A 14,634-nucleotide genomic window follows, 5' to 3' on the forward strand; every position below is an offset into this window, starting at 1 on the left:
GTCGGTGTCCCGGGCCTGACCCTGATGAACCGCTACATCAGCGGTGACAACGTGCACACCGCGACGGTCGACGATGGTAAGGAATGGGGGCGTGAAACCGAGCTGGCGTACACCGTGCAGAGCGGCGCGTTGAAAAGCCTCAATGTGAAATGGCGGAATTCGACGATGCGCCGGGATTTCAATGCTAATGAGTTTGATGAGAACCGGTTGATCGTGAGCTATCCGATCAGTTTATTGTAAGAGCCAGCAGCACGGGTGGCTGCACTACCGCTATCGCGAGCAGGCTCGCTCCCACAGGGTCCCAAGGTGGTCGCAGCCTCTGTGAACACCCCGAATCCAGTGTGGGAGCGAGCCCGCTCGCGATGGCGGCGATACATCCAACATCATCGCCAGCTGACCTACCGCTTTCGCGAGCAAGCCCGCTCCCACAGGGTCCCAAGGTGGTCGCAGCCTCTGTGAACACCCCGAATCCAGTGTGGGAGCGAGCCTGCTCGCGATGGCGGCGATACATCCAACATCATCGCCAGCTGACCTACCGCTTTCGCGAGCAAGCCCGCTCCCGCAGGGTCCCAAGGTGGTCGCAGCCTCTGTGAACACCCTGAATCAATTGTGGGAGCGAGCCTGCTCGCGATGGCGGCGATACATCCAACATCATCGCCAACTGACCCACCGCTTTCGCGAGCAAGCTCGCTCCCACAGTAATGCTGTTCACTTAAGTTTTTATCACTTGTCGTGGCGAGGGAGCTTGCTCCCGCTGGGCCGGTACGCGTTCGGGCGTAGCAGCCTCAAAAGCTTGGGACCGCTGCGCGCTCCAGCGGGAGCAAGCTCCCTCGCCACGGGGCGGTGACGTCCTTAGTGACGGTATTGCGCTCCCACAGGGGGATTTTGCGGGAAGCTTAAGTCCGTGACTCGACGCCCAACTCATCCCACACCGACTCAGCCAGGTGGAACGTGGCGTTGGCGGCAGGAATGCCGCAGTAGATCGCGCTCTGCATGATCACTTCCTTGATCTCGCTGCGGCTGACGCCGTTGTTGGCGGCGGCGCGCAGGTGCAGCTTGAGTTCTTCGTTGCGGTTCATACCAATCAGCATGGCGATGGTGATCAGGCTGCGGGTATGGCGTGGCAGGCCCGGGCGGGTCCAGATGTCGCCCCAGGCGTGGCGGGTGATCATCTCCTGGAATTCGCTGTTGAATTCACTCAGGGCATTGAGGCTGCGGTCGACGTGGGCATCGCCCAGCACCGCACGGCGTACCTGCATGCCTTCGTCGTAACGTTGTTTCTCGTCCACAGAAAACTCCTCAGGCGCCGAGCAGGAAATCCAGCACCCGCGCGCTGAATGCGGTACCGGCCTGGACATTGGAAAGGTGTGCGGCACGAAACTCGGCGTACTGCGCCTCGCTGACCCGCTCTTGAATAAAATGCCCGCCCGACGGCGGTGTCACTGCATCCTCGGTGCCTGCGATCACCAGCAGCGGTACACGGATCGATGACACCTGCTCACGAAAATCCGCATCACGCACCGCCGCACAGTTAGCGGCGTAGCCCTGGGGCGAGGTGGCGGCGAGCATGTCGGTGATTTTCCTGGCCTTCTCTGGATAAGCCTCGGCGAAGTCCGGGGTAAACCAGCGGGCAATCGAAGCATCGCGCAACGCAACCATCGCCGCCTGGCCGTCGCGCAGCACGGTCTCAATACGCGGGTTCCACACCGACGGATCACCGATCTTGGCCGCAGTGTTGCACACCACCAGTTTGTGCAAGCGTTCACCCGCGTTGATTCCCAGCCACTGACCGATCAAGCCGCCCATGGACAAGCCACAGAAATGCACCTTGTCGATGTCCAGGGCATCGAGCATCGCCAACACGTCGCCGCCCAGTTGCTCGATGCTGTAGGGCCCTTGCGTGACCAACGACCCGCCGTGACCCCGGGTGTCGAAACGCAGCACGTGAAAGTGCTCGCTGAACGCCGGGACCTGTTCGTCCCACATGTGCAGGTCGGTGCCCAACGAGTTGGATAGCACCAGCACCGGGGCGTCTTGCGGCCCGTCGAATCGATAGTTCAGTTCGCCCTCAGCGAGTTTGACGAATCCCACAACAATCTCCTTTCAGGCGTTAAAGGCAAGGTGTTCGGCCACCGCCCGGGCGACCCAGGTCTGGGCCTGGCCGAGGTAGTGGGCGGGGTTGAGCAGATGGTCAAGTTCGGCAGCGGACAACTGCGCGGTCACCTGGGGCTCACACCCCAGCACGTCGCGCAGATGTCGTTGCTCGGTGACAGCGCGCTTGCAGCATTGCTCCAGCAGATGGTGCGCCGTGTCGCGCCCCACCCGCTGGGCCAACACGATACTCACCGCTTCGGCCAGCACCAGGCCCTGGGTCAGGTCCAGGTTGCGGGCCATGCGCGCCGCGTCCACTTCCAGCCCATCGGCCAGTAGCCGCGCCTGTTGCAAGGCGCCGGACACCAGGCAGCAGATCTCCGGCAGGGTTTCCCATTCGGCGTGCCACAGGCCCAGGCTGCGCTCGTGTTCCTGTGGCATGGCACTGAACAGCGTCGACAACAAACCCGGCACCCGCGTCGCCGCGCTAATCAACACCGCCGCGCCCACCGGGTTGCGCTTGTGGGGCATGGTGGACGAACCGCCCTTGCCCGGCGCCGCCGGTTCGAACGCTTCGCCGGCCTCGGTCTGCATCAGCAAACTGATGTCGCGCCCCAGTTTGCCCAGGCTGCCGGCGATCAAGCCCAACACCGCGCCGAACTCCCCCAGCCGATCGCGCTGGGTGTGCCACGGCTGTTCCGGCAGGTTCAGTTGCAGCTCGTCAGCCAGCGCCTCGGCGATGGGCAAGGCTTGCTCACCCAAGGCGGCGAGCGTTCCGGAGGCGCCGCCGAATTGCAGCACGAGCAGGCGTGGCTTGAGTTCTTTCAGGCGCTGACGACTACGGGTGACCGCTCCCAACCAACCGGCGATTTTCATGCCCAGGGTCACTGGCGTCGCATGCTGCAACCAGGTGCGCCCGGCCAATGGCGTGGCCGCGTAGCGTTCGGCTTGACCGGCCAGGGTCTCCGCCAGTTGCGCCAGCTCGCCTTCGATCAATTCCAGCGCCCGACGCAATTGCAGCACCAGCCCGCTGTCCATGACGTCCTGGCTGGTGGCGCCCAAGTGCACATAACGCTCAGCCTCGGCGTCCTCGCTGGCGATGCGCTTGCCCAGTGCCTTGACCAGTGGGATGGCCGAATTGCCGGCGCTGGCAATCGCTTCGCCCAACGCTAAAAAATCGTACAGCTGGGCACGACAGGCTTTCTCGATCGATGCCACCGCACCGTGGGGAATCAACCCCACCCGCGCCTCCGCCCGGGCCAGCGCGGCCTCGACATCCAGCATCGCCTGGACCCGCCCCGCGTCACAGAACACCTCGCGCATGTCGCGGGCGGTGAAGTAGGCATCGAACAGCTGATTGCCCGGTCGTTCGTTCATAAACAATCCTTCGGAATGTGAATGCTCTTGTGGCGAGGGAGCTTGCTCCCGCTGGGCTGCCTAGCAGCCCTTTTTGTGAGCGCTTCGCACTGGAGCGCCAGCCCGGTCAAGCGGGAGCAAGCTCCCTCGCCACATGAATCAAACAAGCCTTGAGTGAACAGGTGAGTCAAAGGTCGTGATGCAAATACGCCGGTTGCTTGGGCAGGCGCAGGCTGAACAGGAACGCCACCACCATCATCGCCGTGACATACCAGTAAAAGGCATTTTCCATGCCCTGGGCTTTCAGGCTCAGGGCAACGTACTCGGCCGAACCGCCAAATACCGCGTTCGCCACCGCGTAAGCCAACCCTACCCCCAGCGCCCGCACTTCGGGTGGAAACATTTCGGCTTTCACCAGGCCACTGATGGAGGTGTAGAAACTGACGATCGCCAACGCGAGGGTGATCAAAATGAACGCCAGGAACGGGCTGCTGATGCTCTTGAGTGTCAGCAGGATCGGCACCGTGCACAACGCCCCCAGGGCGCCGAACCAGAGCATGGAGTTACGCCGGCCGATCCGGTCGGCGAGCATGCCGAACAGCGGCTGCATGCACATGTACAGGAACAGCGCGCCGGTCATGATGTAACTGGCGGTCTTGGCATGCAGCCCGGCGGTGTTCACCAGGTATTTCTGCATGTAGGTGGTGAAAGTGTAGAAAATCAGCGAGCCGCCGGCGGTGTAGCCCAGCACCGTGACAAACGCGGCCTTGTGGTCGCGAAACAGCGCGCCGATGCTGCCGGCGTCCTTGTTCTCACGCATTTCCTTGCTGCTGGTTTCCTTCAGGGAACGACGCAGGAACAGCGAGATCAACGCCGCCACCGCGCCGACCACGAACGGGATCCGCCAGCCGTAGGCGCGCAGTTCGTCTTCGTTGAGGAACTGTTGCAGGATCACCACCAGCGATACCGCCAGCAACTGACCGCCGATCAGCGTCACGTACTGGAACGAGGCAAAGAAACCGCGCTGCCCCTTGAGGGCGACCTCGCTCATGTAGGTGGCGGTGGTGCCATATTCGCCGCCCACCGACAGGCCTTGCAGCAAGCGTGCAAGCAACAGCAGCACCGGCGCCCAGACGCCGATGTCCTTGTAGGTGGGCAGGCAGGCGATGAGCAACGAGCCGAAGCACATCATCAGCACCGAGATCATCATCGAATTCTTGCGCCCGTGACGGTCCGCCACCCGGCCGAAAATCCAGCCGCCAATAGGGCGCATCAGGAAGCCGGCGGCGAACACCCCGGCGGTGTTGACCAGTTGTACCGTGGGGTTGTCCGACGGGAAGAATGCCGGGGCGAAATAGATCGCGCAAAACGCATAGACGTAGAAGTCGAACCATTCGACCAGGTTACCGGATGAAGCGCCGACGATGGCGAAGATGCGCTTGCTGCGCTCTTCGCCGGTGTAGTGGCTGGTTGGGGTGGTCATGGATTATTCACTCATTGGGGACTGACAAAGTCTAGACACACTTCGTAACAGTCCCGTTCCACAGACAGGCTTTGCCTGTACTGACGTCATCGCGAGCAGGCTCGCTCCCACAGGGTTCATACCCTTCTCCTGTAGCTCTGCGGTTTCCTGTGGCGAGGGAGCTTGCTCCCGCTGGCTTGCGCAGCAAGCCCAAAACCGGCGACCCGGTGTATCAGGATGACCTCGTTGCCAAGTTTGCGACTGCTGCGCAGCCGAGCGGGAGCAAGCTCCCTCGCCACAGAAAAATTCATGGCTCAGTAGTCGAAGAACACCGTCTCGGCATCCGTACCCTGCAACACCACATTCCACTGGTACACACCCGACACATCAGGCTTGGTCACCAGGGTCGCACGGCGCTCTTCGGGCACGCAGCTCAGCAGCGGATCAGTTTCATTGGCCTGCTCGCCGTCGAAGTAGATGCGCGTCAGCAGATGCTTGACCAGCCCGCGCGCGAACACCAGCACCACCAGGTGCGGCGCCTGGGTCGCGCCGTTCAGGCCCGGTACGCTCCCCGGCTTGATGGTGGTGAAGCGAAAGCGCCCTTCGGCGTCCACCGGCACCCGGCCGAAGCCATCGAAATGCGGGTCCAGGGGTTTGTCCTGTTCGTCCTCGGGATGGGCGTATTTACCGGCGGCGTTGGCCTGCCAGACTTCCAGCATCGCGTCGTTGACGAACTCCCCGTTGCCGTCAATCACCTGCCCGGTGATCGCCACGCGCTCGCCAAGGGTCTGGGGAACGGTCAGGTCTTCGCGGTTCAGCCAGGTCAGGCCGATGTGATAGTAAGGGCCGACGGTATGGGATGTAGTGGCGGTGAGCGTCATCTTATTTCTCCATCGGCGTGGCATCGCGGCCGCGCAAGACGATGTCCCAGCGGTAACCGAGGGCGTAGTGAGGGACGGTTTTTTCCAGGTCGAAGCTGGCGATCAGGCGTTCCTTGGCGCTTGTGTCCGGTACGCAGTTGTAGATCGGGTCGTAGGCCAGCAACGGATCCCCAGGAAAATACATCTGCGTCACCAGGCGCGTCAGGATACTCGGCCCGAACAGTGAGAAATGGATATGCGCCGGGCGCCAGGCGTTGTGGTGATTGCCCCACGGGTACGCGCCGGGCTTGATGGTCTGGAACTGATACCAGCCATCGGCATCGGTGACGGTGCGACCGGTGCCGGTAAAGTTCGGGTCCAGGGGCGCGTCATGCTTGTCGCGGTCATGGTGGTAGCGCCCGGCGGCGTTGGCCTGCCAGATCTCCACCAGGATGCCCGGCACCGGCTGGCCGTTCTCGTCCAGCACGCGCCCGTGAATGATGATCCGCTCGCCCAGCGGCTCGCCGGCATGCTGGGCGGTCAGGTCATTGTCCTTCTCCTGCACGCGGTCGGCACCTACGGTCGGGCCGGTAATTTCCGACAGCGAATGGGGCAAGAACACCAACGGCTTGGACGGCGAGCGCAGGTTGGTGGACTGGTACGGCGGATGCAGATACTCCGGCTGGGTGCCCGCCTGAGGGCGACGATAACCAGGCTTGTCAGTCATGAAGCATTCCTCGGTTCTTATTAGTGGTGCGACACGTCAGACGCGTTCTATGGCCAGCGCCAGGCCCTGGCCGACGCCGACACACATGGTCGCCAAGCCTTTTTTGCCGCCGGTCTTTTCCAAATGATGCAACGCGGTCAGCACCAGCCGCGCCCCGCTCATGCCCAGCGGATGGCCGAGGGCGATGGCGCCACCGTTCGGGTTGACCTGCGGCGCGTCGTCCGCCAGCCCAAGGTCGCGCAGCACCGCCAGGCCCTGGCTGGCAAAGGCTTCGTTGAGTTCGATCACATCAAAGTCGGCGACGGCCAGGCCCAAGCGCTCGGTGAGCTTGCGCACCGCCGGCACCGGGCCGATGCCCATCACTCGCGGCGCCACGCCGGCACTGGCCATGCCCAGGACTTTGCCGCGTGGCGTCAGGCCGTGTTTTTTCACTGCCTCGGCCGAAGCCAGGATCAGCGCCGCCGCGCCGTCGTTGACGCCCGACGCGTTGCCGGCGGTGACGGTTTTGTCAGGGCCGTTGACTGGCTTGAGTTTGCTTAAGGTTTCCAGAGTAGTGTCGGCGCGGGGATGCTCGTCCTGCTCGACCAGGGTTTCGCCTTTCTTGTGGGCGATTCGCACCGGGACGATTTCCTCGGCGAAGAAACCACTGGCCTGGGCCGCTGCCGCACGCCGTTGGCTGCGCACGGCGAACGCGTCCTGGTCGGCGCGGGAGACCGCGTAGTCGTCAGCCACGTTGTCCGCGGTCTGCGGCATGGCGTCCACCCCGTACTGGGCTTTCATCAGCGGATTGATGAAGCGCCAGCCGATGGTGGTGTCTTCCAATTTCATGTTGCGCGAAAACGCGGCGTCGGCCTTGCCCATCACAAAAGGTGCGCGGGACATCGATTCCACACCGCCGGCAATCGCCAATTCCATCTCGCCGCTGGCGATGGCGCGGAACGCAGTGCCGATGGCGTCCATGCCCGACGCGCAGAGGCGGTTGAGGGTCACGCCGGGAATGCTTTCCGGCAGGCCCGCCAGCAGCAGTGCCATGCGCGCAACGTTGCGGTTGTCTTCACCGGCCTGGTTGGCGCAACCGAGGAACACCTCGTCCACAGCGCTCCAGTCCACCGACGGGTTGCGCTCCATCAGCGCCTTGATCGGCACCGCGGCCAGGTCATCGGCGCGCACACCGGACAAGCCGCCGCCGAAGCGGCCGATGGGGGTCCGAATCGCATCACAGATATATACGTCGCGCATCACGCTTCTCCCGGGGCCTGGCCGTGGGCCGCTGCGGTGCGAGCTTCGAGGTCACGCAAGGCGCGCAGCTCCACTTCGGTCGGCTCGGCCGTGGTTTGCACCTGGTCGGCGAAACGGATCGCCCACCCGGTGGCAGCAATGACTTGCTCGCGGGTCACGCCGGGGTGCAGCGAAGTGACCACGAATTCATGGGTGCCGGCCTCCGGTTCCATGATGCACAGGTCGGTGATGATGCCCACGGGACCTGCGCCCGGTAGCCCGAGGCGTTTGCGTGAATCGCCGCCTTCGCCGTGACCGACCGAGGTGATGAAATCCAGCTTGTCGACAAACGAACGGGCCGACTGCTTGAGGATGATCAGCACGCTCTTGGCGGAACCGGCGATTTCCGGCGCACCACCGGCCCCCGGCAGGCGGACTTTCGGCTGATGATAGTCGCCCACTACGGTGGTGTTGATGTTGCCAAAACGGTCGACTTGCGCCGCGCCGAGGAAACCGACGTCGATACGCCCGCCCTGCAACCAATAGCGAAAAATCTCACCAGTCGGCACCACGGTGTCGGCGGTTTCCGCCAGCTCACCGTCACCGATGGACAACGGCAGGACGCTGGGCTTGGCACCGATCGGACCGGACTCGTAGATCAGCACAACATCGGGTGACGAGGTCAGCCGAGCCAGGTTGGCGGCTTTCGACGGCAGGCCGATGCCGACAAAGCACACTGCGTTGTTTTTCAAGCGACGGGCCGCGGCGACGGTCATCATTTCGTTGGTGGAGTACGTCATTGTTTCGCCTCCGCGGCGGCAGCCAGCCTGGCCTGGAATTCACTGAAGTCTCGGGTGCCGTGGATGTATTCGTCGATCCAGGCAGTAAAGGTCTGACGGTCGCGGGCGATAGGGTCCCACGCCTGGTAGAAGCGGTTGTCACGCTCGGTGTAGCCGTGGGCGTAGGACGGGTGCGCACCGCCCGGGACGTGACACACCGCGCTCAGGGCCCAGGTCGGCAATACGCAGGCGTTCATTGGCGCGTTCAGGTCGTCGACGATTTCTTCCACGGTGACGATGCAGCGTTTGGCGGCCAGGACGGCTTCCTTTTGCACGCCGAGGATGCCCCAGAGCAACACGTTGCCCTTGCGGTCGGCTTTCTGGGCATGGATCACGGTGATGTCCGGGCGCACCGACGGCACGGCGGCCAGGACCTCCCCGGTGAACGGACAGGTCACGCTTTTGATCAGCGGGTTGACCTTGGGCAGGTCGGAGCCGGCGTAGGCCCGCAACACCGCGAACGGCAGGCCCGAAGCCCCGGCGACGTAGGCATTGGCCAAGTCGGCATGGCTGTGCTCCTCGATCTCCAGCGGGTGCGGCCATTGCTTCTCCACGGCATCACGCAGACGGTGCAGCGAACCCACGCCTGGGTTGCCACCCCAGGAGAAAATCAGCTTGCGGGCACAACCTGCGCCGATCAACTGGTCGTAGATCAGGTCGGGAGTCATGCGCACAAGCGTCAGATCCTTCTTGCCCTGGCGAATGATCTCGTGACCTGCCGCCGTAGGAATCAGGTGAGTGAAGCCTTCGAGCGAGACGGTATCGCCGTCGTTGACGAACTGCTTCACCGCGTCGTGCAGCGAAAGGATTTCAGCCATGGGCAGGCTCCGTATTCCAGTAGACCGACATGAAGAAAAAGGCGCGAGGAGAAGCGCCGGAGTCACTGAAGATTAAGCTGGGGCAACGGGCCGAACAATCCGATAATCGACTGAGTGTTCGGTTATCGAACGGATTGTTGTTTGGCTAACGATTTCTTCAGATGAGGTGGAAACCCCTGTGGGAGCGAGCCTGCTCGCGATGGCGTCCTGCCTGCCCCCAAATGAATGCCTGACACACCGCTATCGCGAGCAGGCTCGCTTCCACAGGAGGTGACCGCTGGAACTCAGGTTACAGGCTCAAGTCGCATCCGCATGGCTGACCACCCCCTTGATCACCACCGCCGTGGTCGCCAACGCAGCCGGGATGACCAAGGCTGTGAGCACCTGCTCGAAGTTCCAGCCCAAGCCCAGCAGGGTCGCGCCCATCCAGGCGCCCAGAATCGCACCGAAACGGCCGATGCCGAGCATCCACGACACTCCGGTGGCGCGGCCCTGGGTCGGGTAGAAGCGCGCGGCCAGGGAAGGCATGGCCGATTGCGCACCGTTGACGCACATGCCGGCCACCAGCACCAGCGTCGCGAGCAGCGTGATGTGCCCCAGGCTCTGCCCGACCGCGTAGGCAAACAGCCCGGCCAGCAGATAGAAAAGGCCGATGACCTTGTGCGGGTTGAATCGGTCCATCGCCCAACCCACGCCCACCGCACTCAACACGCCACCGAATTGAAACAACGCACCGATAAACGCCGCCTGCTCCATGCTCGCACCGCTGTCGCGCATCAGGGTCGGCAACCAGCTGGTCAGCAGGTATACGATCACCAGGCCCATGAAATAGGTCAGCCACAGCAGCAGGGTGCCGGCGCTGTAGGTCCCGGAAAAAATAACCGCCAGCACGTTACGGGCCTTTACGGTGTTCTGTTCCGGTACGCTGAAGCTCGCCGCCCGGGCAACCGTCTCCGGTTCGATCGGCCCCAGGGTCCTGCGCACTTTGTCAGTGCCACGATTGCGCACCACCAGGTAACGCGCCGACTCCGGCAGCCAGAACAACAGCACCACCGCCAGGATCAACGGCAGGATCCCACCGATCAGCAACAGGCTGTGCCAGCCGAACGCCGGGATCAACTTGGCGGAAATGAACCCGCCGCCCGCCATGCCCAGGTTGAAGCCACAGAACATGCTGGTGACCAACAGGGATTTCTTGCGCTCCGGGGTGTACTCGGACAGCAAGGTGGTGGCGTTCGGCATTCCGGCGCCCAAACCCAGGCCAGTGAGGAACCGCAGCACCAGCAGTTGATCGACGTTGGTGCTGTAGGCCGAGGCCAGGCTGAAGGCGCCGAACAGCAGGACCGCGCCTACCAGTACGACTTTTCGTCCAAAGCGGTCAGCCAACGGGCCGGAGCCCAGTGCGCCAAAGACCATGCCGATCAGCGCGGCACTCATCACCGGCCCGAGGCTGGCGCGGTCGATGCCCCAGTCCTGGGACAAGGCGGGCGCGATAAAGCCCATGGCTGCGGTGTCGAGGCCGTCGAGGAACACAATCAGGAAACAGAGGATCACCACCCGCCATTGGTAGCGGGAAATCGGCCGGGTGTTGATGAAGGACTGCACATCGAGGCAATTGCCTACGGAGGTCTGGGGCTGGTTCATCGGGGCTCTCATTATTATTGTGTAGGTCGTCCTCCGTCAGCCAACAGGCTCGGGTGACGCTGCCGCGACATTAATGACGCCAGACGAAGACCGTCAATTCGCCAACGGCGACTGTGTGCGTTTATCGAACAGCTTAAGTGAACAGCTGCGCGCTCAGGTCGCGACTGGCCCCCAGCAGGCCTGGCAGAAAGCGCTGTTCCAGCTCGTTGCGGCTGACCCGTCCGGCGTGGGTACTGACATTGAGCGCGGCGACCACCTGACCGGAAGCGTCATACACCGGCACGGCAATCGAACGCAGGCCCTGCTCCAATTCCTGGTCGACGATGCACCAGCCTTGTTCACGCACTTGTTGCAGGCATTCGAGCAGCGCTTCAGGGGTGTGCAGGGTCCGGCTGGTCTTGGCTTGCAGATCGGCATGGTCGAGGTAGTCACGCAGCGAGGCATCGTCCAGGGCCGCCAGGAGGATCCGCCCCATGGACGTGCAATAAGCCGGCAACCGCCCTCCCACCGACAGGTCCACCGAAATCAGCCGCTGGGTGGTGGCGGACCGGGCGATATAGAGGATGTCGTCACCTTCGAGGGTGGCCATATTGCAGGCTTCGTGCAGCTGCTCGCTCATGCGGTCCAGGTATGGCTGTGCGGACACGGCCAAGGGTGTCGACGACAGATAGGCGTGACCGAGGGTCAGCACTTTGGGCAAGAGTGAATAGGTGCGTCCGTCGGTGGTGGCGTAGCCCAGTTTGATCAAGGTATGCAGGCAACGTCTGACGGCGGCGCGGGGAATTTCCGTGCGATGGCTGATCTGGGCGATGGTCAGGTGCCGCTTGCGCTCCTGGAAGGCCTGGACCACTGCCAGTCCGCGGGCCAGGGAAGTCATGAAATCCGGATCGCCGGTCAGCGCCTGGATTCGCTTGGCCGGCGAGGCAACGATCGGGGGCGCCACGGAAGTAAAGGCATTGCGCAGTTGGTCGTTCATGTCTGATCTTTTCCCGGGTACGGCAGCTATTACAAGCGGCTGCCCACCCACAGACAAGGGCTCGACCGCCAACAGCGTTCGATTATCGAACCGGCAGCCGATAATCGCAATCCACGGAACCGACGGTCGCTGCCCATCGTGGAACCGGCTATTTAACAAGTTGAACCGGATTTGACTGTTGGGTTGAACTTGTCCAGTTCAGTGCCATCTTCTAATAGACAGGAACGGTTGTAACCGGATCTGATGATTACAGTTGCATGAATAAATATTGATTCACACACCAACGGACATACCTGTTTTTTCCCGATAGTGTTATTCAGCCGGACCGCTATAATGCGCTTCAGTACGGTACGATCAATCGACCGCCTCCGTGCGCAGCCACTGTAGTGGTTTTACAGTGCCCCTGTATGGCAACAACACGAAGCCCTGATGCTACGTCAGCTGTCAGCTCTGGTGCCGTGGCCGTCTGCATGCCCACATGCAGTGCGTATCACCAGAATCAAATTCGACTTAGTTAGGTACAACTGTGACGAAAGAAGAACTGCGCGCGGAACTTGAGCGCCAGGAACAACGTTACAAGGAAGTTTACGGCGGGGAGATCACCACCTACGCCGCGCAACCTGAACCGGAACGCAAACCCTGGCGCAAACGCGCCACCGTTCAGGACCAGGCCTTTACCCAGGAACTGCAGAAGATGGAAAAGGAACTCAGAGCCGAAGAGCATTGATATGCCGGCCAGTTTCTTGTGAAACGGTAGCCGGCCGCCATCCAGGCCGGAAACCGAGACGGACGCCCGCCACGAGCGGGCCGCGCCTTCGCTCTGTCCGGCACAGGGAACCGATCTTGTCTGATGCCCTTCTCAGATATTTCACACAATTGTTTAGGAGGCGTCTGAGCCCTCCTCCGATCCGCTCCGTTGCGCTTTCGGCCCCTGAATCAAAGGCTTGCGCCCCTCGCGCAAACGCTCGCCTCCCAGGGTTTCCTACAAATTATTTCATTGAAGGATGTTACCGATGAGCAGGCAGTGCATCGATTACCGAGGTTTTCTGGCATAATCGCGCCCCCTTATGACCGGGTCAGAAAACCTTCATGATCGATTTATTCAGCGGACTGGATGCTTGGGTGCTTGTGAGCCTCTTGCTCGCCCTGGCTTTTGTCCTCGCCTTCGAGTTCATCAACGGCTTTCATGACACCGCTAACGCGGTTGCCACTGTTATCTACACCAAAGCCATGCCGCCGCACCTGGCGGTGTTCTTTTCCGGTGTGTTCAATTTCCTCGGCGTGCTGCTGGGCGGCGTGGGGGTGGCGTATGCCATCGTTCACCTGTTGCCGGTGGAACTGCTGATCAATGTGAACACCGGACACGGGCTGGCCATGGTGTTTTCGCTGCTTGCAGCGGCCATCACCTGGAACCTGGGCACCTGGTACTTCGGTATCCCGGCGTCAAGTTCCCACACGCTGATCGGTTCGATCCTCGGCGTCGGCCTGGCCAATGCGCTGATCAACGATATCCCGTTGGCCGACGGGGTGAACTGGCAGAAGGCGATCGATATCGGCGCCTCCCTGGTGTTCTCGCCCATGGCCGGCTTCCTGATCGCCGCCCTGGTGCTGATCGGCCTTAAATGGTGGCGTCCGCTGTCCAAGATGCACAAGACGCCGGAGCAGCGCCGCAAGATCGACGACAAGAAACACCCGCCGTTCTGGAACCGCCTGGTGCTGGTGATCTCGGCCATGGCCGTGAGTTTTGTCCACGGCTCCAACGATGGCCAGAAAGGTATCGGCCTGATCATGCTGGTGCTGATCGGCATCGTGCCTGCCCAGTTCGTACTTGACCTGAACAGCACCACCTATCAGATCGAGCGGACCCGCGACGCGACCCTGCACCTGAGCCAGTTCTACCAACGCAACAGTCAATCCCTGGGTGAGTTCCTGGCTCTGGGCAAAAGCGTGCCGGGCGACCTGCCGGAGAAATTCCGTTGCAACCCGCAGCAGACCGAACCGACCATCAATGCCCTGCTCGATACGCTCAAAGGCGTGGCGGACTACCATTCGCTGCCGGCGGAAAGCCGTATCGAAGTGCGTCGCTACCTGCTCTGCCTGGATGACACGGCGAAGAAGGTCGGCAAGTTGCCCGACCTGGCGGCCCGTGAGAAAGACGACCTGAACAAGCTGCGCAAGGACCTGACCGGTACTACCGAATACGCCCCGTTCTGGGTGATCCTGGCGGTCGCCCTGGCGCTGGGCCTGGGTACCATGGTCGGCTGGAAGCGCGTGGTGCTGACCATCGGCGAGAAAATCGGCAAGCAAGGCATGACCTACGCCCAAGGCATGTCGGCGCAGATCACCACGGCCTGCATGATCGGCATGGCGAATATCTTCAGCCTGCCGGTTTCCACCACCCACGTGCTGTCGTCGGGTGTAGCCGGCACCATGGTCGCCAACAAGAGCGGCCTGCAAGGTGGCACCGTGCGCAATATCCTGCTGGCCTGGGTACTGACCCTGCCAGCAACGGTGGCGCTGTCGGCCGGGCTGTTCTGGTTGGCATCCCTCGCGATCGGCAGCTGATTCCAAGCGGCTGACAAAAAAGGTGCGATCCTGATGGGTCGCACCTTTTTTTATGACCAAATATCAAACACCTGTGGG

General features: G+C 62.2%; 14 protein-coding genes. 3 read left to right on the plus strand and 11 right to left on the minus strand.

Features of this window, described 5'->3' with window-relative positions; all coding sequences use genetic code 11:
- Positions 1-240, plus strand: a 240-nt coding sequence (locus ACLEJQ_RS25455) for an OprD family outer membrane porin (RefSeq protein ID WP_440799776.1), incomplete at its 5' end; no start/stop codon positions are given.
- A gap of 656 nt (positions 241-896) precedes the next feature.
- Here ACLEJQ_RS25455 and pcaC read toward each other — a convergent pair.
- The 11 genes from pcaC to pcaR form a co-directional block, all read right to left on the minus strand.
- The gene (gene pcaC, locus ACLEJQ_RS25460) at positions 897-1,289 is read right to left on the minus strand and encodes a 4-carboxymuconolactone decarboxylase (protein WP_440799779.1); all 393 of its coding nucleotides are present in this window, start codon (positions 1,287-1,289) and stop codon (positions 897-899) included.
- A 10-nt stretch (positions 1,290-1,299) separates the two neighbouring features.
- Positions 1,300-2,091: a 3-oxoadipate enol-lactonase gene (gene pcaD, locus ACLEJQ_RS25465; protein WP_440799782.1), complete on the minus strand. Its 792-nt coding sequence runs from the start codon at positions 2,089-2,091 to the stop codon at positions 1,300-1,302.
- A 12-nt stretch (positions 2,092-2,103) separates the two neighbouring features.
- On the minus strand, positions 2,104-3,468 hold the full coding sequence (locus tag ACLEJQ_RS25470; protein WP_440799785.1) for a 3-carboxy-cis,cis-muconate cycloisomerase: 1,365 nt from the start codon (positions 3,466-3,468) through the stop codon (positions 2,104-2,106).
- Positions 3,469-3,634: 166 nt separating this feature from the next.
- Positions 3,635-4,930, minus strand: coding sequence for an MFS family transporter (locus ACLEJQ_RS25475; protein WP_440799788.1), 1,296 nt, complete (start codon positions 4,928-4,930; stop codon positions 3,635-3,637).
- Positions 4,931-5,223: 293 nt separating this feature from the next.
- Positions 5,224-5,790: a protocatechuate 3,4-dioxygenase subunit alpha gene (pcaG, locus tag ACLEJQ_RS25480; protein WP_440799791.1), complete on the minus strand. Its 567-nt coding sequence runs from the start codon at positions 5,788-5,790 to the stop codon at positions 5,224-5,226.
- A 1-nt stretch (position 5,791) separates the two neighbouring features.
- A complete protein-coding gene (gene pcaH / locus ACLEJQ_RS25485) occupies positions 5,792-6,496 on the minus strand; it encodes a protocatechuate 3,4-dioxygenase subunit beta (protein WP_440799794.1) in 705 nt (234 codons plus the stop codon).
- Positions 6,497-6,532: 36 nt separating this feature from the next.
- Entirely contained in the window at positions 6,533-7,738 is a 1,206-nt protein-coding gene (gene pcaF / locus ACLEJQ_RS25490) for a 3-oxoadipyl-CoA thiolase (protein WP_440799797.1), read from the minus strand.
- Positions 7,735-8,514, minus strand: coding sequence for a CoA-transferase subunit beta (locus ACLEJQ_RS25495; RefSeq protein WP_440799800.1), 780 nt, complete (start codon positions 8,512-8,514; stop codon positions 7,735-7,737). The genes pcaF and ACLEJQ_RS25495 overlap by 4 nt, the downstream gene beginning before the upstream one ends.
- Positions 8,511-9,371, minus strand: a complete 861-nt coding sequence (locus ACLEJQ_RS25500; protein ID WP_440799803.1) for a CoA transferase subunit A — start codon at positions 9,369-9,371, stop codon at positions 8,511-8,513. Before ACLEJQ_RS25500 ends, ACLEJQ_RS25495 begins: the two co-directional genes overlap by 4 nt.
- 297 nt (positions 9,372-9,668) lie before the next feature.
- Complete coding sequence (locus ACLEJQ_RS25505) at positions 9,669-11,015, minus strand: MFS transporter (protein WP_440799806.1); 1,347 nt, start codon at positions 11,013-11,015, stop codon at positions 9,669-9,671.
- A gap of 133 nt (positions 11,016-11,148) precedes the next feature.
- Positions 11,149-11,991, minus strand: a complete 843-nt coding sequence (gene pcaR, locus ACLEJQ_RS25510; RefSeq protein ID WP_440799809.1) for a pca regulon transcriptional regulator PcaR — start codon at positions 11,989-11,991, stop codon at positions 11,149-11,151.
- A 526-nt stretch (positions 11,992-12,517) separates the two neighbouring features.
- Between pcaR and ACLEJQ_RS25515 the strand changes: the two genes are divergently transcribed.
- Together ACLEJQ_RS25515 and ACLEJQ_RS25520 are read left to right on the plus strand one after the other, a co-directional pair.
- Complete coding sequence (locus tag ACLEJQ_RS25515) at positions 12,518-12,718, plus strand: hypothetical protein (protein ID WP_440799811.1); 201 nt, start codon at positions 12,518-12,520, stop codon at positions 12,716-12,718.
- A 362-nt stretch (positions 12,719-13,080) separates the two neighbouring features.
- Positions 13,081-14,556, plus strand: coding sequence for an inorganic phosphate transporter (locus tag ACLEJQ_RS25520; protein WP_245138174.1), 1,476 nt, complete (start codon positions 13,081-13,083; stop codon positions 14,554-14,556).
- Positions 14,557-14,634 lie beyond the last annotated feature (78 nt).

The sequence above is a fragment of the Pseudomonas sp. SMV71 genome (assembly GCF_052042015.1).
Classification (GTDB): Bacteria; Pseudomonadota; Gammaproteobacteria; order Pseudomonadales; family Pseudomonadaceae; genus Aquipseudomonas.

Excerpts from the sequence above, each read along its gene's own strand:
- ACLEJQ_RS25470 (WP_440799785.1), bottom strand. The coding sequence starts at position 3,468 with ATGAACGAACGACCGGGCAATCAGCTGTTCGATGCCTACTTCACCGCC.
- ACLEJQ_RS25475 (WP_440799788.1), bottom strand. The coding sequence starts at position 4,930 with ATGACCACCCCAACCAGCCACTACACCGGCGAAGAGCGCAGCAAGCGC.
- pcaG (WP_440799791.1), bottom strand. The coding sequence starts at position 5,790 with ATGACGCTCACCGCCACTACATCCCATACCGTCGGCCCTTACTATCAC.
- pcaH (WP_440799794.1), bottom strand. The coding sequence starts at position 6,496 with ATGACTGACAAGCCTGGTTATCGTCGCCCTCAGGCGGGCACCCAGCCG.
- ACLEJQ_RS25495 (WP_440799800.1), bottom strand. The coding sequence starts at position 8,514 with ATGACGTACTCCACCAACGAAATGATGACCGTCGCCGCGGCCCGTCGC.
- ACLEJQ_RS25500 (WP_440799803.1), bottom strand. The coding sequence starts at position 9,371 with ATGGCTGAAATCCTTTCGCTGCACGACGCGGTGAAGCAGTTCGTCAAC.
- ACLEJQ_RS25505 (WP_440799806.1), bottom strand. The coding sequence starts at position 11,015 with ATGAACCAGCCCCAGACCTCCGTAGGCAATTGCCTCGATGTGCAGTCC.
- pcaR (WP_440799809.1), bottom strand. The coding sequence starts at position 11,991 with ATGAACGACCAACTGCGCAATGCCTTTACTTCCGTGGCGCCCCCGATC.
- ACLEJQ_RS25520 (WP_245138174.1), top strand. The coding sequence starts at position 13,081 with ATGATCGATTTATTCAGCGGACTGGATGCTTGGGTGCTTGTGAGCCTC.